Origin of the sequence: Salinicola halimionae (assembly GCF_003206065.1) — a bacterium.
In the GTDB taxonomy this organism is placed as follows: domain Bacteria; phylum Pseudomonadota; class Gammaproteobacteria; order Pseudomonadales; family Halomonadaceae; genus Salinicola; species Salinicola halimionae.
The window spans coordinates 209681-226238 of sequence record NZ_PZJQ01000004.1; the positions used below are offsets into that span (position 1 = coordinate 209681).

Below are 16558 nucleotides of genomic sequence, written 5' to 3' on the forward strand. Positions count from 1 at the left end.
CGCCACGCTGTGATCATTGGATTCGAGACATTCGTCACAGGCTGCCGCCACGTCGAATCTGGAATCCCAGGTTCTCGCTGATCGGGGTTGGCGGTGCTCCCTGAAGTCGGGCCAGCAAGCGTGTGGCGATGGTCTCCCCGATACGGCGTCGCGGGGTTACCACCGTCGCCAGTGGCGGTGAGGTCGCTTCGGTGATGTCCAGGCCGTTGAAGCCTGCCAGCGCCAACTGACCCGGGACGTTCATACGACGTCTCTGACACTCGAACAGCGCCCCGGCGGCGAGATCGTCGTTGCCGCAGAAGATGCCTTCCAGATCCGGCCAGCGTTCCAGCATCGACGCCAGCATCTCTCCACCCAGCCGGTAAGACGAAGGATGGGGCGTCGTCAGGCAGCGCTCGGTCGAGAGTCCCGCCTGTTGCATGGCTGCTTCCCATCCCGCCATACGCAACTGCGCGCGATAATCCATGCGTGCGCCGAGAAAGCCGACCCGACGATAGCCTTGATCGAGAAACGTTTGCGTCATCGCCTTGCCGGCTTCGTGCTGGTCGAGTCCAACGTTGATGTCCAGCGGCGTTTCGGTCAGTTCCAGCGTCTCGACCACCGGTACGCGGGCGCGCGTGAGCAGGCGGCGAGCATGATCGGTGTGGCGGGAGCCGGGAAGAATCAGCGCTTCCACGCCATAGCGCAAATAGGTGTCGATCAGCCGTTCTTCCTCGAGAATCGAGTAGCCGGTGTGGCCAATCAGTACCTGGTAACCGGCTTCACTCAACCCTTCCTCGATACCTCGCTGAATTTCCGAAAACACCGAATTGGAGAGCGAGGGAATCAGCAGCGCCACGCTGTGCGAGCGGCCGCTGGCCAGCGCGCCGGCGGAATGATTGGGAATATAGCCGAGCTCGTCGATGGCGGATTCGATCCGTAAACGCAGCGCCGCGGAGACGAGATGGGGCTCACGCAGGGCGCGTGACACCGTGATCTTGGTGACGCCGACACGTTCGGCAATATGCTGAAGCGTGACGCGCCCTGACGAACGACGCGGCATGGGAGTCCCCGAAAGTCGATGGCCATGATCGGCTGTTATTGCAATTGTTACCGGTAACTTCGGATCAGATTATCATGCCAGGTTTGACCCTTTCCCTTGGGCCATGGTCGTAGGCATGGCTGTTGGTGAGGTCAGAAGAAAAGCTCGGAGTTAGAAAGACAGCAACAACAGAATCAGCGGCGGTGACAACAGCGACAGCAGAAAGCCGCTGACGATAGCCAGCGGTACACAGGTGATGCCGCCGTACTGCTGGATCACCGGCAGGCTGACATCCATCGAGGTGGCGCCGGCGTAGCCGATGGCCAGCGGCATCGCGCGACGAATGAACAGCGGCACCAGCAGGAAGGCCAGCAGTTCCCGCGCCAGATCGTTGAAGAACGCCGCACCGCCGAGAACCGGGCCGAGCTGATCGCCGATCAGGATGCCGGAGAGCGAATACCAGCCGAATCCTGCCGCCATCGCCATGCCTTCGTTCCAGGGCAGCTGCAGCAGTGGCGCGGCAATCAGCCCCGCCAGCATCGAACTCAGGAAGACCGTTACCGCGATCGCCAGCCCCAGCCGATTGAGCAGAATCTGGCGCAGCCCGAGGCCGGAATTGCGCAACTGACAGCCGATCAGGAAGAGCAGGACGTAGAGTGCCCAGGTGGCGAGTGTTTCCGCCAGTGCGGCCGGGCGCCAACCGAGAGCCTGAGCGCCAGCACCAAGGCATACGCCGACTAGCACGACGCCCGCCAACTGCAACGACCCCATTATTGCCTGCAATTTGCCAGCGGGAGCTGCGCTGTTTTCGCTATTCATCTGCGATTTCCGACGCGCCAGTCGTTGACGCGACAACCAGGCCAGCGCCAGCAGGTTGATCGGCGAGATCACCAGAAACAGGACCAGTGCCGTGGACCCGATACGTGAGAGCTGGCCGAGTAGATCCTCGAGCCCACCCAGGCTGATGCCCATCAACAGCAGGATCACGTAGACCGACGCGCTGACGCCGCGGTCGATCATCTGGCGAAGGCCAGATTGCCGGACCGGAATCAGGTAGCCCACGATCAGAGGGAGCAGAATCCACAACAGTCCAAGCAGCATGCCGACTCCAGGCGCGGGATCAAGGGAAAGCGAGCACAACACGAAAACGGACGCCGATAAATCGGCGCCCGTGAATGGCTAAAGACTCTAGAGGATACGGGCTGAAGAGGGAAGAAAAGCCAAGCAATTCTTGCTCGCCAGGACGTTACGGTCTTTCGTTTTTGATCCTGTCGGACTTGGAGAGAGTGAGGTCGGTCAGCGTCAGATGGCTGCGTTCCTCGTCTTCACGGACGTAACGCATCTTCAGCAGCAGACCGGGAATCTCGCGATGGAAGGTAAAGTAGAGATGGCGGTCACGCTTTTCCGGATCCCAGGTGTCCACGGTAACGCCCGGAAAATTACCGGCGGGTGTCTTGATGTCGGCTTGCTCGATGACGCGATAGTAGAGTGTTTCGGTCTTGCCCTTGTGATTCTGGTAGTCGAGCTCGCAGGGCGAAACCTGCGGGCTGGCACAGCGGGCTGCGGGGGCTTTCTGCGACAGCTCGAAAAGTGCCGTCTGGCGGTCCGGCAGTGACTGCAGCTGCGACCGATCCAGATGATATTCGTCGCCGATCCCCACCAGCGAATAAGCGCTGGTGTAATCCAGCGCCTGCACGCGATCGCCGTCCAACTGGAAGCGCCCGCGCTCTTCTCCGCTGGCGACCTTGAGGCTGGCGCTCATGGCGCTCTGCCACACATCGCCGGGATGCGAGTCATTGCCCACGCGCGATAGCTGGTGGGTAATCGTCGCATCCGGCCAGCCGTTGATGTCGAGCTGATAGTGGGCGGTGAATGGCGTCGGCGCGGCCAACACCGAACCACTCCAGAGAAAAAGGACTGCCAGCATCAGGGTAGTGAAACGGGGTTTGAAAACGCTCGTCGGCATCGAAGCTCCGATCATGAAAAGAGGATGCCTCTGAGACGCTAATCATTCGGCCAGGTTCCCCCGGCCGAGCCGCTCAATACCCCGCGTCGGGATCGATGGTCTTGACCGCCTTGCCCTTCGACATCGCATCCAGCGCGTCGGCGACCTGGTCGGCGGCGGCGCCGATCGGGGTCGGTCCGGCCATGTGCGGGGTGATCAGAATGCGCGGATGGCGCCATAGCGGGCTGTCTGCGGCCAACGGTTCATTCGGGAACGCATCCAGCAGAGCGCCGCGCAGACGACCCTCGGACTCTCCCACGCCGAGGGCGTCGAGCAGGGCGGGCTCGTCGATCAGCGTGCCGCGACCGGGGTTGATCAGGCTGGCACCGGCGGGGAGCTTGGCCAGATTGTCGCGGTCGATGATGTGTCGCGTGGCCGGGGTATCCGGTAGCAGCGTGATCAGCGTCTTGACCTGTCGCAGCAGCGTGTCGAGCCCGTCATCGCCATGATGACAGTTGATGCCTTCGATCTTCTTGGGAGAGCGGCTCCAGCCATGGACCGGGTAACCATCGGTAGCGAGAATCTGTGCGACACGGGTTCCGATGGCGCCGAGACCCAGCACGCCGATCGGCCAGTCGGGCTTGTCGACGACCGGAACCTCGCGCCATTCGCTCGTCGCCTGCTGGCGTCGATAGCGGTCGAAGTCGCGCTGGAAATGCAGCACGCCGTAGCGCGCGTAGTCGCCGATCAACTCGCCCATACCGGCGTCGCGCAGCTTGACGATGGGGAGCTCGCGGGGCAGCGAGGGGTTCTGTAAAAGGGCATCCACCCCGGCACCCAGATTGACGATGCCCTTGAGCGCCGTCTGTTCGTCGAAGACCGAGGCTGGCGGCTTCCAGGCGACCAGGTAATCGACCTGCGGGTTGCCGCTGTCCTTCGCGACGAAAATTTCGGCGGTCGGCAGGCGCTCGCGCAGAATGTGGCGCCATTGCTCGGCATCGTTGTGATAGATCAGGACTCGCATCTCGGCTCCGTTGCGGCTCTATTGTTGGCGTTCGCCATCATGGCAGGTTGTCCATGGCGAAAGAAATCGATGCGTGCAGCTTGGCGGGTTTGCTAATCAGTTGACGCTGTTTGCGCAGCTCGTGGCCTTCAATAAGCGATTTCCAGCATCGGCGGCGGCGCTTCGCCCAGCAGTTGGCTCAGCACGTCCAGCCCGCTGGCGAGACGCGCCAGGTCCGGCTCGGCCCCCAGACTGATACGCACGCGGCGCGGCATGGCGGACTGCTCGACCAGAAACGGCTGCGCGGTGGTGATGGCGACGCCTTCCTGACGCGCCTGCTGCTGTAGCTCTTCCGCGCGCCATGGCTCCGGCAGCGCCAGCCAGATATGCAGGCTGCTGGGGCGCGATTCGATGGCATGGCCCGCCAGCTTGCGGGCGGCCATTGCCTGACGCTCCGCCAGCAGTTGGCGCTGCTCATGCGCCAGGGTGTCGACCATGCCGCTGGCCAGCCAGTAATCCGCAATTTCGAAGACCAGCGGCGTCGCCATCCAGCTGGTGGCACGCAGGCGAGGCAAGGTGTGATGCATCTGGCCGCGAGGCACGCTGAGGTAGCCGGCACGCAGCCCGGGTACCGTCGCCTTGGTCAGGCTGGTGACGTGAAAACTCTGCTGGGGCAGGCGGGCGGTCAGTGGAATCAACCCCGCGGGTTCCAGCAATGCATGGACGTCGTCCTCGATCAGCCAGACGTCGTGACGCAGCAGGATATCGGCCACGATATCGCGCCGGGCGTTCTCCATGGTGGCCCCGGTGGGGTTGAGCTGGGTCGGCGTCAGACAGACGGCGCGCGGGCGGTATTTGACGATGGCCGCCTCCAGCGCTTCGGGAATGACGCCCTGTTCGTCGATCGCCACGCCGTGCAACTGAAAGCCGAGCGTGCGCGCCAGGGCGATAAGGCCGTGGTCGGTCAGTGTCTCCGTCAGCACGATATCGCCATGCTGCACGACCGTGGCGATCGCCAGCATCAGCCCGTGGGCGGCGCCGTTGCAGAGCAGCCGGTCGTCGGTCTCACCGGGGACGCCGAGGCGCTCCTTCAGCCAGGCGTTGGCGCGCTCGCGCTGATGTTGCAAGCCAGCGATGGGGCGACAGGCGCCGATGACGTCGGCGTGGGCGGTTTCGGCGAGTTCCGCCAACGCCTGCCGAAAGCGCCGATGATGAGACGGTGGACACACGGGATGGGCGATCGACAGATCGATCGGCGCGGCATCGGTGACCGCAGCCGGGGCGCGCAGGTATTCGTTTTCGGAGTCGCCTTCGGCATCGCGAATCCAGGTGCCGCTACCGACACGCGCCTGAACGAGACCGCTCTTTTCCGCCTGTTCATAGGCCCGAGATACCGTCTGCACGCTGACACCGAGCGTCTCGGCCAGCTCGCGATGGGTAGGCAAGCGCATGCCGGGGGTCAGCACGCCGTGGCGGACCGCCTCGGCGAGTGCGCGGGCGATGGAAAGGTATTTGGGGCCGTGCCCACCGAGAAAGGGCGTCAGGTCGATTGTCATGATGCAATAAAGCCTTTGACGGCACGCTGAGCGACGATGCTACTATCGTCGCCGATGCATTGACCGATAATTGTCATGAATACAGTAGTTTAAATCATGACAATTTCTCACCCGGTCGGCAAGCGGCAGGACATTCGACCCGATCCCCTCGATGGCCGATGTCTCGATCATTCAGTCCCGTTAGTCGAGTGACGCCATGTTTCAGGTTTCCTTGCCTTTCTCGCGTGAAGAGTACGCCAGCCGTTTGCACAAAGTGCGTGTTTCGATGGCGAATCGCGGAATCGATGTTCTCGTCGTCAGCGACCCCTCCAACATGGGTTGGCTGACGGGCTATGACGGTTGGTCGTTCTACGTGCACCAGTGTGTGCTGGTAGGCCTGGAAGGCGAGCCAGTCTGGTACGGGCGGCGCCAGGATGCCAACGGTGCCTGGCGTACCTGCTGGATGGACGCCGAGCGCGTGCGCTACTACCCCGACTACTATGTTCAGAATCCGGACATGCATCCGATGGAGTACCTGGCACAGTCAGTGCTGCCGGAGTATGGCTGGCATACCGGCAACGTCGGTCTGGAAATGGACAACTACTACTTCTCGGGCAAGGCTTACGTCAGCCTGCTCAAGGAGCTACCGCATGCTCAGCTGATCGACGCCACGGCGCTGGTCAACTGGTGCCGGGCGATCAAGTCGCCCCAGGAAATCGCTTACATGCGCACGGCGGCGCGTATCGTCGAGTGCATGCATACGCGGATCATCGAGATGATCGAGCCCGGCCTGGCCAAGAGCAAGCTGGTGTCCGAGATCTATCGTGTGGGCACCGAAGGCTGGACCGACGAGCATGGCACCGTATACGGCGGTGACTATCCGGCCATCGTGCCGCTGCTGCCCACCGGCAGCGATGCCGCCGCGCCCCACCTGACCTGGGACGACACCCCGTTTCGCAAGGGGGAGGGTACATTCTTCGAGATTGCCGGCTGCTACAAGCGCTATCACGCACCGCTGTCGCGCACCGTCTTCCTGGGAAAACCGCCGCAGGACTTCATCCGGGGGGAATCCGCCCTGCTCGAAGGCATCGATAATGGCCTGGCCGTAGCCAAGCCGGGGAATCGCTGCGCCGATATCGCCCTGGCGCTGGGTTCGGCGATGGACAAATACGGCTTCGACCGGGGTGGCGCGCGCTGCGGTTATCCGATCGGGATCAGTTATCCGCCGGACTGGGGCGAGCGCACCATGAGTCTGCGCCCGTCCGACGAGACCATTCTCGAACCCGGCATGACCTTCCACTTCATGCCCGGTATGTGGATGGACGACTGGGGGCTCGAAATCACCGAGAGCATTCTGATCACCGAAAACGGTGCCGAGCCGCTTTGCCACTTCCCTCGCCAGCTGTTCGTCAAATAGGCCGCGAGCTGTTCGTCAAATAAGACGCGTCAGTTGTTCGTAAGATAAGGTCGCATTGACGGATCGCCCCGGCATTCCTGTTACCTTTCCATGACGCGCCTGTCAGCGATGAGCTTAGGGCGCGTCATCCGTTTCCACTTTGGAGCCTGCGCATGTCTGCATCTCAGCGTCCCAGCCCGATCAGCGCCACCGTCGACTTCGACGCCCAAGGCGTTCAGCACGGTTTTCTCAAGCTGCCGATCTCCATCGACACCTCCGCGTGGGGCGCGGTGATGATCCCGATTACCGTGGTCGCCAACGGCGAAGGGCCGACGGCTCTCTTGACCGGCGGCAATCACGGCGACGAGTACGAAGGCATTACCTCGCTGCTCAAGCTCGCCAGCACGCTCAAGGCAGAAGACGTGCGGGGCCGCGTGATCATCGTGCCGATGATGAACACACCGGCGGCGGAGGCTGGCAAACGAACCTCGCCGCTGGACGGCGGTAATCTGAACCGCAGCTTTCCCGGCGATCCCAACGGCGGCGTGACCTCGCAGATCGCCGACTATTTCACTCGGGTGCTGGTACCGATGTGCGACGTGGCGCTGGATCTGCACTCCGGCGGTCGCACGCTGGACATCGTGCCGTTCGCCGCGGCGCACCGGCTCGACGATCTCGCTCAGGAGAGTGCCAGCCTCGCCGGTGCGGTGGCCTTCGGCGCGCCTTACGCGATGATGATGTTCGAGCTCGACGCCACCAAGCTTTACGACACCGCGGTCGAGTCTCAGGGCAAGACCTTCGTCACTACCGAGCTCGGCGGGGGCGGCACCTCGACGCCACAGAGTCTGGCGCTGACCGAGCGCGGCGTGCGCAACTTCCTGGTGCACTATGGTTTGCTGAAAACGGGCTTGGTCGAAGGCGAGTTAGAAAAGCCGACCGAACCCATGATCTACGTCGATATGCCGGATGCCAGTTGCTACGTCCAGAGCGAGCATTCCGGTCTGCTGGAGTTGACGGTATCGCTGGGGGAAATGGTCGAGCAGGGCGACGTGCTGGCGCGGGTCTACGACATGAGTCGCACCGGGGCCGAACCGGTCGAATATCGTGCCCAGCGTGATGGAGTGCTGATCGCTCGGCGGTTCCCGGCCAAGGTCGGGATGGGCGATACCATCGCTGTGGTCGCGGAAGTGGTCGAGTCGCTGGAGCGCGCGCAATCTTTATCGGCCCCGAAGCCGGCCGCAGTTCATTCATCGGCCCCGAAGCCGGCCGAAGCTCGTTCATCGGCCCCGAAGCTGGTCGAATGAAGCTTGATCGCTACGACCTCAAGATTCTGGAGATCCTCAGCCGCGACGGCCGGATCACCAAGTCGCGGCTGGCGGAGGCGATCAGTCTTTCCGTCAGCCCCTGCTGGGAGCGGGTCAAGCGGCTGGAGAAAGCCGGGGTCATCGAAGGCTACAGCGCCCGCATCAATCCCGACGCCATCGTCAAACGCACGCCGGTATGGGTGCAGATCGAGCTCAAGCAGCACAATGCCGAAAGCTTTCAGCGTTTCGAGAGCGCCATGCGCGATGAGCCTGTCGTTGCCGAATGCGTCGCGGTCGGCGGCGGCGTGGATTATCTGGTCAAGATCGCTGCCGACAGCATCGACGCCTATCAGCGCCTGATCGATGCCTGGCTCGTTTCTGATCTCGGCATCGAGCGCTACTTCACTTACATCGTCACCAAGACGGTCAAGCGCGAAGGGCCGCCGTTACTACCTTCAATACCTGACTAGCTCATTAGATGGTGTTTGAGCCTTCCGCAGTCATATGAAGTGATCTCGAAAGGGTTGCCATCCGGGTCCTTAAAGTAGAGAGACCACGATAATTCGTGGTCTTCGAGTTTCGGTGGTCGTTCCAAATATTTCTCGAGATGCTCTTTCCAAGCAATGAATTCCGCAGCATCGACGCCGAATGCGATCGTGGCGTGCCTGTCGCTGGCCGGGCGCTCGAAAAGCGAGAGACAAACAGCTCGCTCATCGTCTGCAATCATCAATGGGCCATCCGCAGTGGCCCACTGCTCGAATTCGGTAAGTCGCTTTAAGCCGAGCGTGTCGGCGTACCACTTTTCGGCGGTCGCTCTGTCGAGAACATGAACGTGTATGTGATCTATCTGCTTGAAGCGCGGTGTCATCAGTTTCTCCCAGCTGACTCGCCGTCCAGCATGGAGCGGCAATGTTTGTTCAATCGACTATCCAATAACCAGGCTTTCGATCGCGACGCTCGAATACCAAAAAAACCGCAACTCCTGAGCGGCCTTTCGAAAGAAAGCGTGCCGCAAAGCGATCGAGACGAAAAGTTTTCTGCCGCCGACTCGATACCATGATCGTACTCGCAGGATAGGCACTACGTTCTGCTCACCGCCGACAGCCTTTGTTGTCCAGACCCAAGCAGGAGGCGATATGAAACTCAACGATCCCCGACTTTTTCGGCAGTACGCCTATATCGATGGCAAATGGACTCACGGCAGCGAGGGCCGCGAAGAGGCGGTCGTCGATCCTGCCACGGGCGAAGTCCTGGGGCATTGCGCGCTGCTGGAAGCGGCGCAGATCACCGACACGGTGACCGCGGCCGAGAACGCTTTCGCCGAATGGCGGGCGATCAACGTCCATGAGCGCGCCGAAAAGCTATACACCTGGTATCGCCTGCTGCACGAGCACAAGGAAGATCTGGCGCTGCTGATGACCTACGAGCAGGGCAAGCCGCTCGACGACTCGCGTGGTGAGGTCGACTACGGTGCCAGTTTCATTCAATGGTTCGCCGAGGAGGCCAAGCGCGCCTATGGCATGACCATCCCCAGCCATATTCCCAACGCGGCGCTGGGTACGATCAAGGAACCGGTCGGCGTTTCGGCGATGTTCACGCCGTGGAACTTTCCGCTGGCGATGATCACCCGCAAGGCAGGGGCGGCACTGGCTGCCGGCTGCACGGTGATCGTTAAGCCGGCCAACGAGACGCCTTATTCCGCGCTGGCACTGGCCGAACTGGCCGAGCGGGCCGGTATCCCGGCGGGCGTGTTCAACGTCGTCACCGGCGATCCGGCGACCGTTTCCGAAGTGCTATGCAACGACAACCGCATCCGCAACATCTCGTTCACCGGCTCGACTCGTGTCGGCAAGCTGCTGATGCGTCAGAGCTCCTCCAGCGTCAAACGCATGTCGTTGGAGCTGGGCGGTAACGCGCCGTTCATCGTCTGCGACGACATGGACCCGGATGCCGCGGCGAAAGAAGCGGTCGCCGCCAAGTTCCAGACCGCCGGGCAGGATTGTCTCGCCGCCAACCGCATCTTCGTTCAGCGCGGTATCTACGACGCCTTCATCGAGCGTTTCCTGGTACACATGCAGGCGCTCAAGGTCGGCAACGGCCTGGAGGGAAACGATATCGGCCCGCTGATTCACAAGCGCGCGGTCGACATGGCCAAGGGATTCGTCGAGGACGGCGTCAGCAAGGGCGCGCGCCAGCTGGGGGGAGAGGACCAGGCGCCCGGCGAGAACTTCTTCATGCCGACGTTGCTGGCGGACATCACGCCGGAGATGCGCGTGTTCCGCGAGGAGACCTTTTCTCCGGTCGCCGGTGTCTGTGCGTTCGACGATGACGACGAAGTCCTTAGGCTCGCCAACGACACCGAGTACGGTCTGGCCGCCTACGTCTATACAAACGACGTGCGGCGTATCTGGAAGCTGATGCGCGGGCTCGAGTACGGCATGGTCAGCGTCAACAGCGTCAAGATGACCGGCGCGCCGATTCCGTTCGGTGGCGTCAAGCAGTCGGGGCTCGGCCGCGAAGGCGGGGCTGCCGGACTCGATGAATATCTCGACACCAAGTATTACTGTCTCGGCAATATGCCCTCTGCCAGCAACTCTTAGATTGATCGATTTTATAGCGGGTATGACACAAGGATCACTCCGATCGCTGCGCCCGCCGCCTGAAACGCTGCCCACAACAGGCGGCGTTTCATTTTGGGAAGGAAAGGTTATGACCGATACCCGTACCCTGATCGACAACGATCGCCGCCACGTTTTCCATGCGTCCACTCATCTGCGCGACTACGCCCACGGCGATGCGCCGGGACGCGTCATCACTGGTGGCAAGGGGATCTCCATCGTCGATCGCGACGGCCGCGAGATGATCGACGCCTTTGCCGGGCTCTATTGCGTCAACATCGGTTACGGGCGCACCGAAATCGCCGAGGCGATCTATGCCCAGGCCAAGGAACTGGCGTATTACCATACCTATGTCGGCCACTCCAACGAGCCGCTGATCGCGCTTTCCGAGCGCATCGCCAAGCTCGCCGGCAATGGTTTGAACAAGGTCTATTACGGACTTTCCGGTAGCGACGCCAACGAGACCCAGATCAAGTTGGTGCGCTACTACCACAACGTCACCGGACAGCCGAAGAAGAAAAAGATCATCGCGCGTCAGCGCGGCTACCACGGCTCCAGCATCGCTGCAGGCTCGCTGACCGGCTTGCCCGCGTTCCATCAGCATTTCGACCTTCCCATCGATGGCGTGCTACATACCAAAGCCCCTTACTACTATCGCCGGGAACGGGGCGATATGAGCGAGCGGGAGTTCTCCGCCTACTGCGCCGAGCAGCTCGAGGCGCTGATTCAGCGCGAGGGGCCGGAAACCATCGGCGCCTTCATCGGCGAGCCGGTGCTGGGTACTGGCGGCATCATTCCGCCGCCGGCAGGCTACTGGGACGCGATTCAGGCCGTGCTCAAGCGTCACGATATCCTGCTGATCGCCGACGAGGTCGTCAGCGGTTTTGGCCGGCTGGGCAGCGATTTCGGCTTTCAGCACTACGGCATCAAGCCGGATCTGGTCACCATCGCCAAGGGACTGACCAGCGCGTATCAGCCGCTTTCCGGCGTAATCGTCGGCGAACGGGTGTGGAAGGCGCTGGAAGATGGCACCGGCGAATACGGCCCGATCGGCCACGGCTGGACCTATTCCGGCCATCCGTTGGGTGCCGCTGCCGCCATGGCCAACCTGGATATCATCGAGCGCGAAAATCTGGTGGGTAACGCTGCCGAGACCGGTGCCTACTTCAATGCCCAGCTCAAGAAGACCTTCGGCGAGCACCCGCTGGTCGGCGACGTGCGTGGCGAGGGCTTGATGGCCGCGCTGGAATTCGCGCCAACCAAGGGTGAGTACACGCCGTTCGATCCTTCGCTCAAGGTCGGTGCCCGGGTCGCGGCCGCGGCGATGGAAGAGAACCTGATCGCCCGCGCCATGCCTAACGGTGACATTCTCGGCTTTGCGCCGCCGCTGGTGATCGATCGTGGCCAGGTCGATGAAGTGATCGCGCGGGCCAAGCGTGCCATCGACAAGGTGACCGATGAGCTGACGCGCGAAGGCAAGCTGAGCGGGTAAAGAGGCAAGCTACGCAGATAAGCCACGTTACGGCGTCTTGATGACGCCGCGAACCTGCGGCAGGGTGGAGCATTCCATCCTGCCGCGTTCGTCTATCGATCTGGGAGTTTGCATGTCCGACCCTGTCACGCTTCACGACGTCTACCTGGCCCGTCAGCGCATCGCCGGACAGGCAGCACGTACGCCGCTGTTGCTGTCGCAGAATCTGTCGGCGCGCTTCGATGCCGAAGTCTACCTCAAGCTCGAAACCATGCAGCCGAGCGGCGCGTTCAAGCTAAGAGGCGCGCTCAACAAGATCGCGTCGCTGTCGCCAGAACAGCTCGAACGTGGCGTGACCACGGCCTCCACAGGCAATCACGGCCGCGCGGTGGCCTGGGCCGCGAAGCGTCTCGGCGCTCGCGCGATCGTCTGCCTCTCCGAGCTGGTACCGGCCAACAAGGTGGCCGCTATCGAGGCACTGGGCGCGGAAGCCCGCGTGATCGGTCGTTCTCAGGACGATGCTTTCATCGAGGCGCGGCGTCTCGTCGACGAGGAGGGCATGGCGCTGATCGAACCCTTCGACGATCCGTTGATTGCGGCGGGGCAAGGCACCATCGGGCTCGAGCTGATGGAAGACGTCCCCGATCTCGACCGTGTGCTGATTGGCCTCTCCGGTGGCGGTCTGCTCGGCGGGGTCGGCCGCGCGCTCAAGGGCATCAACCCGGGGATCCACGTCTCCGGCGTCAGCATGCAGGAGGGTGCGGCGATGATCGAAAGCCTGGCCGCTGGCCACCCGGTCGACGTCGAAGAAGAGGCAACCTTTGCCGACTCTCTGGGTGGAGGCATTGGGCTTCACAACCGCTGCACCTTCGAGCTGGTGCGCGAGGTGATGGACGACCATTACCAGGTGTCGGAAACGGCGATTGCCCGCGCCATGCTGCACTTCTTCGAGCAGGAAAAGATGCTGGTGGAGGGCGCCGCCGTGGTCGGGCTGGCCGCCATCGACGAGCACACCATCGATATTCGGGGCGAAAAGGTCGCGCTGATCGTCTCGGGTAATGGCGTCGACGCCGCAACCCTGATGCGTGCTCGCGCCATGCTCGACTATCCAGAGCGCTGATCGCCCGAATGATGCTACGAATTCAAATGAACGGACTCAGGAGCTACCCCGGTGGAACTCTATAACCGACAACAGATTCAGGACGTCGTCAGTCTCGATCACGCTGCTCTCGAAGCCGTCGAGTCAGGCTTTCGTGCGCTGGGCGAAGGCAACGTGGTGCAGCCGCCGATTCTGTCGATGGCGATCGAGGAGGCCAACGGCGAGGTCGACGTCAAGACCGCCCATATCAAGGGCAACTCGCGATTCGCGATCAAGGTCAGCCCGGGTTTCTTTGATAACCCGAAATTGGGCCTGCCGAGTCTCAACGGCCTGATGATCGTTTTTTCGGCAAAGACCGGGCTGGTCGAGGCGGTGCTGTTCGACGAAGGCTATCTCACCGATATTCGCACCGCGCTGGCCGGCGCCATCGCTGCCAAGCATCTCTCGCGTGCGAATAGCCGTCGCGTGACGGTTCTGGGTGCCGGGCTGCAGGCGGAACTCCAGGTCGCCGCGCTCAAGCTGGTACGCGATATCGACACCCTCGACGTGTGGGCGCGGGACGTTGCCAAAGCCGAGGCCTACGCGGCGCGAATGCAGGAAACCTACGGCCTGACCGTAGCGGTCCATACCGATATCGGCGAGGCCTGCCGCGAAGCGGACATCATCGTCACCACCACGCCTTCGCGGGAACCGTTGCTGAGCGGCGAGCACCTACGCGAGGGCGTTCATGTCACCGCGATGGGCTCGGATAGCCCCGATAAGCGCGAGCTGGATACCTCGGTGATGGAGCGAGCCGATCACTACGTCGTCGATACCCGGGCGCAGAGCGAGAACAATGGTGAGCTCAAGGCCTACGCCGGCCACGAACCGCCGTTTGCCGTCAACGAGCTGGGCCGCGTGATCGCCAGCGGCAAGAGCCTGCGTAGCGCGGCTTCCCAGATCACCGTCTGCGACCTCACCGGCACCGGCGTGCAGGACACCGCGATTGCCGGTTTTGCGCTGGGCCGGCTGATGAAGTGAACGCCAGCACCGCTGGAATCATGGGTTGTTTAAGATTGGGGTGAGTCTTCCGGTGCTTTCTCGAGGCTAGTTCGAGGAGCCGGTTTCAGCGCCGAGGCCTTGACGACGATCACCAGTGCCAGAACGCCGAGCAGGGCGAAGGCGTAGTGCAGCGTGATGAAGTGCGCCGTGAAGCCGATCAGCGGCGGGCCGATCAGGATCCCACCGTAGCCGAGGGTAGCGACGCTCGCGATGGCCACACCTGGCGGAGTATGCGGGTCGTTGGCGGCGCGTGAAAAGGCCAGCGGCATGATCAGCGCGTAGCCCAGCCCGAGCAACACGAAGCCCGCCAACGCCGTCGTAAAGCTGGCGGGAATGACTGCCAGCAGAACGCCAGCTGCGGCCGAACAACCGGCGAGCCGGGCGACACGAACTTCCCCCAGGCGAGTGATGACGCTCGCTCCGAACAAGCGCATGACGACCATTGCCGCCGAAAACACCGCGTAACCCAGCGCCCCCTGAGCCTGAGTCGCCGAGGTGACGCTGACCAGAAACAGCGCGCTCCAGTCGGCGATGGCGCCTTCTCCGAGAGCGGCGCACATCGCGACGAGACCGATCCAGAAAAGAGCGCCATGGGGCAGCGGAAAGCGCCTGGCTCCCTTGATCGGCTTGCGAGTCTCTGATGGCCAGCCGATCGCGGCGAGCCAAGTGGTCAGAGCCCAGAACGCGATGCCGACCAGCGCGAAATGCGCCATCAGACCAAGTTCGAATGTTGTCGCCAGGTAGCCGCCCACCGCCCCGACGCCGGCACCCAGGCTCCACATGGCGTGAAACGTGGACATGACCGGTTTGGCGATATGTCTTTCGGCCTCGCCGGCCCAGCTGTTCATGGTGACGTCCATGCCTCCATGGCCGGCGCCGAACAGACACAAGGCCACGCCGGTCAGCCAGACGTTGGGCGCGCAGGCGATCAGGATCAACGCGATTGTGTAAGCCAGTGCGATGACGAGCGTCGCACGCGCCGCGCCGAAAGTATCCGAGGCCCGTCCGGCTAGCGGAAACGAGGCGATGGCCCCGGCGGCCAGGGTCAACAGAAGCAGCCCCAGCTGGCCGCCATCGAGGGCATGGCGTTCGACTACCGTGGGGATGCGTGACGCCCAGGTGCCGAACAGTCCTCCGTTCAAGACAAACATTGCGGCGACGGCGATCCAGGTCTTCTTGACGCTAGGCATGCAAGATTTCCAGTTTTGGGTGGTCGAAGGCGGCTACCTCGGCCTCGGTGGCGTCAGTCACCAGATAGTCCAGCGACTGTGATTCGAGCGCCCGATGACGCGCGCGTCTGCCGATTTTGTCTCGTGACGCCAGTGCCATAGTGCTCTCGGCGGCCTCTGCCATGGCGCGTTTGAGCTGTGCTTCCTGCAGGTTGTCGGCGCTGAGGCCGAATTCACTGTCGATGCCGCAGACACCTAGCACGGCGAGATCCGCGTAGGTGGTCGAAGCAGTCAGTACGGCAGTCTCACCAACGTTGATACCTCCGCTCGGGCTCAGCGCGCCTCCCAGCATGTACACCTCTACCCCGTTTTTCTGACATGCCACCGCAATCCAGGGGGAGGGGGTCATGACCAGTCGCCCAGGGATAGCTGGCAGTTTCTCGGCCAACGCAAGCACACTGGTTCCTCCATCGAGCCATAGCGTCTTGATGTCATCGATCTCTCTGAGGGCGCGTCTGATGATCGCGTCCATGGCCGACGTCGGAGGGACGACACGATACGGCAGGGCCGGCGATATCGGTGCGGTGGGCACGGCGCCACCGCGGACGCGATGCGCCTTGCCCAGCTGCTCCAGCGCGATGATGTCGCGACGGATGGTGTCTAACGAGACGCCGAACGCCTCGGCGAGTTCCTGCGCGACCAACGGATCACCGCTGGCAAGCATATCGAGCAGACGTTGCTGACGAGTTTCAGGCACGTTGAACATGGGGACTCTCTGCTAGGGAACGCTACCCTGAAGCGCTTTGCTTCAGGCCCGTACGTTTTCATGCACGCAGAATGCATTATATTGCATTTTGCGTGCAATTTTATGCGCTTTGTTGCACGTTAGTGCATGGGTTGCCGAATCCACAGCTTCTGCTCGAGGTGACGTGAGGCTAACGATATTCACGGGGCTC

Annotated in this window: 15 protein-coding genes; 7 read left to right on the forward strand and 8 right to left on the reverse strand. The window is 62.4% G+C overall.

The window, feature by feature from the left end; all coding sequences use genetic code 11:
* Positions 1-34: 34 nt before the first annotated feature.
* The 5 genes from DOM27_RS06925 to ehuR all read right to left on the reverse strand — a co-directional run bounded on the left by DOM27_RS06925 (position 35) and on the right by ehuR (position 5525).
* Entirely contained in the window at positions 35-1042 is a 1008-nt protein-coding gene (locus tag DOM27_RS06925) for a LacI family DNA-binding transcriptional regulator (RefSeq protein WP_110655322.1), read from the reverse strand.
* A gap of 150 nt (positions 1043-1192) precedes the next feature.
* The gene (locus tag DOM27_RS06930) at positions 1193-2122 is read right to left on the reverse strand and encodes a LysO family transporter (protein ID WP_110655323.1); all 930 of its coding nucleotides are present in this window, start codon (positions 2120-2122) and stop codon (positions 1193-1195) included.
* 145 nt (positions 2123-2267) lie between these two features.
* The gene (locus DOM27_RS06935) at positions 2268-2987 is read right to left on the reverse strand and encodes a hypothetical protein (RefSeq protein ID WP_157956729.1); all 720 of its coding nucleotides are present in this window, start codon (positions 2985-2987) and stop codon (positions 2268-2270) included.
* 73 nt (positions 2988-3060) lie between these two features.
* A complete protein-coding gene (locus DOM27_RS06940) occupies positions 3061-3990 on the reverse strand; it encodes a 2-hydroxyacid dehydrogenase (RefSeq protein WP_110655325.1) in 930 nt (309 codons plus the stop codon).
* Positions 3991-4118: 128 nt separating this feature from the next.
* Positions 4119-5525: a MocR-like ectoine utilization transcription factor EhuR gene (ehuR, locus tag DOM27_RS06945; protein WP_110655326.1), complete on the reverse strand. Its 1407-nt coding sequence runs from the start codon at positions 5523-5525 to the stop codon at positions 4119-4121.
* Positions 5526-5721: 196 nt separating this feature from the next.
* On the opposite strand from ehuR, the gene doeA reads away from it, so the two are divergent.
* From doeA to DOM27_RS06960, 3 genes are all read left to right on the forward strand, one after another.
* Entirely contained in the window at positions 5722-6921 is a 1200-nt protein-coding gene (doeA, locus tag DOM27_RS06950) for an ectoine hydrolase DoeA (protein ID WP_110655327.1), read from the forward strand.
* Positions 6922-7073: 152 nt separating this feature from the next.
* Positions 7074-8204: a N(2)-acetyl-L-2,4-diaminobutanoate deacetylase DoeB gene (gene doeB, locus DOM27_RS06955; RefSeq protein WP_110655328.1), complete on the forward strand. Its 1131-nt coding sequence runs from the start codon at positions 7074-7076 to the stop codon at positions 8202-8204.
* Positions 8201-8674 carry an Lrp/AsnC family transcriptional regulator gene (locus tag DOM27_RS06960; protein ID WP_110655329.1) on the forward strand — a complete coding sequence of 158 codons (474 nt, stop codon included), beginning with the start codon at positions 8201-8203 and terminating at the stop codon, positions 8672-8674. The genes doeB and DOM27_RS06960 overlap by 4 nt, the downstream gene beginning before the upstream one ends.
* Here DOM27_RS06960 and DOM27_RS06965 read toward each other — a convergent pair.
* Entirely contained in the window at positions 8671-9072 is a 402-nt protein-coding gene (locus tag DOM27_RS06965) for a VOC family protein (RefSeq protein ID WP_110655330.1), read from the reverse strand. The two genes, DOM27_RS06960 and DOM27_RS06965, sit on opposite strands and share 4 nt — an antisense overlap.
* Before the next feature lie 268 nt (positions 9073-9340).
* On the opposite strand from DOM27_RS06965, the gene DOM27_RS06970 reads away from it, so the two are divergent.
* From DOM27_RS06970 to DOM27_RS06985, 4 genes are all read left to right on the forward strand, one after another.
* Complete coding sequence (locus DOM27_RS06970) at positions 9341-10804, forward strand: NAD-dependent succinate-semialdehyde dehydrogenase (RefSeq protein WP_110655331.1); 1464 nt, start codon at positions 9341-9343, stop codon at positions 10802-10804.
* A gap of 109 nt (positions 10805-10913) precedes the next feature.
* A complete protein-coding gene (locus DOM27_RS06975) occupies positions 10914-12314 on the forward strand; it encodes an aminotransferase (RefSeq protein WP_110655332.1) in 1401 nt (466 codons plus the stop codon).
* 112 nt (positions 12315-12426) lie between these two features.
* On the forward strand, positions 12427-13413 hold the full coding sequence (eutB, locus tag DOM27_RS06980) for a hydroxyectoine utilization dehydratase EutB (protein WP_110655333.1): 987 nt from the start codon (positions 12427-12429) through the stop codon (positions 13411-13413).
* Between the two features lie 51 nt (positions 13414-13464).
* Positions 13465-14412: a cyclodeaminase gene (locus DOM27_RS06985; RefSeq protein WP_110655334.1), complete on the forward strand. Its 948-nt coding sequence runs from the start codon at positions 13465-13467 to the stop codon at positions 14410-14412.
* A gap of 29 nt (positions 14413-14441) precedes the next feature.
* Here the strand turns inward: DOM27_RS06985 and DOM27_RS06990 are convergent, their stop codons facing one another.
* Complete coding sequence (locus DOM27_RS06990) at positions 14442-15623, reverse strand: MFS transporter (protein WP_110655335.1); 1182 nt, start codon at positions 15621-15623, stop codon at positions 14442-14444.
* Positions 15616-16368: a DeoR/GlpR family DNA-binding transcription regulator gene (locus DOM27_RS06995; protein ID WP_110655336.1), complete on the reverse strand. Its 753-nt coding sequence runs from the start codon at positions 16366-16368 to the stop codon at positions 15616-15618. Before DOM27_RS06995 ends, DOM27_RS06990 begins: the two co-directional genes overlap by 8 nt.
* Positions 16369-16558 lie beyond the last annotated feature (190 nt).

Bases quoted from the DNA above. Each gene is read 5' to 3' on its own strand.
- DOM27_RS06925 (WP_110655322.1), bottom strand. From the start codon at position 1,042: ATGCCGCGTCGTTCGTCAGGGCGCGTCACGCTTCAGCATATTGCCGAA.
- DOM27_RS06930 (WP_110655323.1), bottom strand. From the start codon at position 2,122: ATGCTGCTTGGACTGTTGTGGATTCTGCTCCCTCTGATCGTGGGCTAC.
- DOM27_RS06935 (WP_157956729.1), bottom strand. From the start codon at position 2,987: ATGCCGACGAGCGTTTTCAAACCCCGTTTCACTACCCTGATGCTGGCA.
- DOM27_RS06940 (WP_110655325.1), bottom strand. From the start codon at position 3,990: ATGCGAGTCCTGATCTATCACAACGATGCCGAGCAATGGCGCCACATT.
- ehuR (WP_110655326.1), bottom strand. From the start codon at position 5,525: ATGACAATCGACCTGACGCCCTTTCTCGGTGGGCACGGCCCCAAATAC.
- doeA (WP_110655327.1), top strand. From the start codon at position 5,722: ATGTTTCAGGTTTCCTTGCCTTTCTCGCGTGAAGAGTACGCCAGCCGT.
- doeB (WP_110655328.1), top strand. From the start codon at position 7,074: ATGTCTGCATCTCAGCGTCCCAGCCCGATCAGCGCCACCGTCGACTTC.
- DOM27_RS06960 (WP_110655329.1), top strand. From the start codon at position 8,201: ATGAAGCTTGATCGCTACGACCTCAAGATTCTGGAGATCCTCAGCCGC.
- DOM27_RS06965 (WP_110655330.1), bottom strand. From the start codon at position 9,072: ATGACACCGCGCTTCAAGCAGATAGATCACATACACGTTCATGTTCTC.
- DOM27_RS06970 (WP_110655331.1), top strand. From the start codon at position 9,341: ATGAAACTCAACGATCCCCGACTTTTTCGGCAGTACGCCTATATCGAT.
- DOM27_RS06975 (WP_110655332.1), top strand. From the start codon at position 10,914: ATGACCGATACCCGTACCCTGATCGACAACGATCGCCGCCACGTTTTC.
- eutB (WP_110655333.1), top strand. From the start codon at position 12,427: ATGTCCGACCCTGTCACGCTTCACGACGTCTACCTGGCCCGTCAGCGC.
- DOM27_RS06990 (WP_110655335.1), bottom strand. From the start codon at position 15,623: ATGCCTAGCGTCAAGAAGACCTGGATCGCCGTCGCCGCAATGTTTGTC.
- DOM27_RS06995 (WP_110655336.1), bottom strand. From the start codon at position 16,368: ATGTTCAACGTGCCTGAAACTCGTCAGCAACGTCTGCTCGATATGCTT.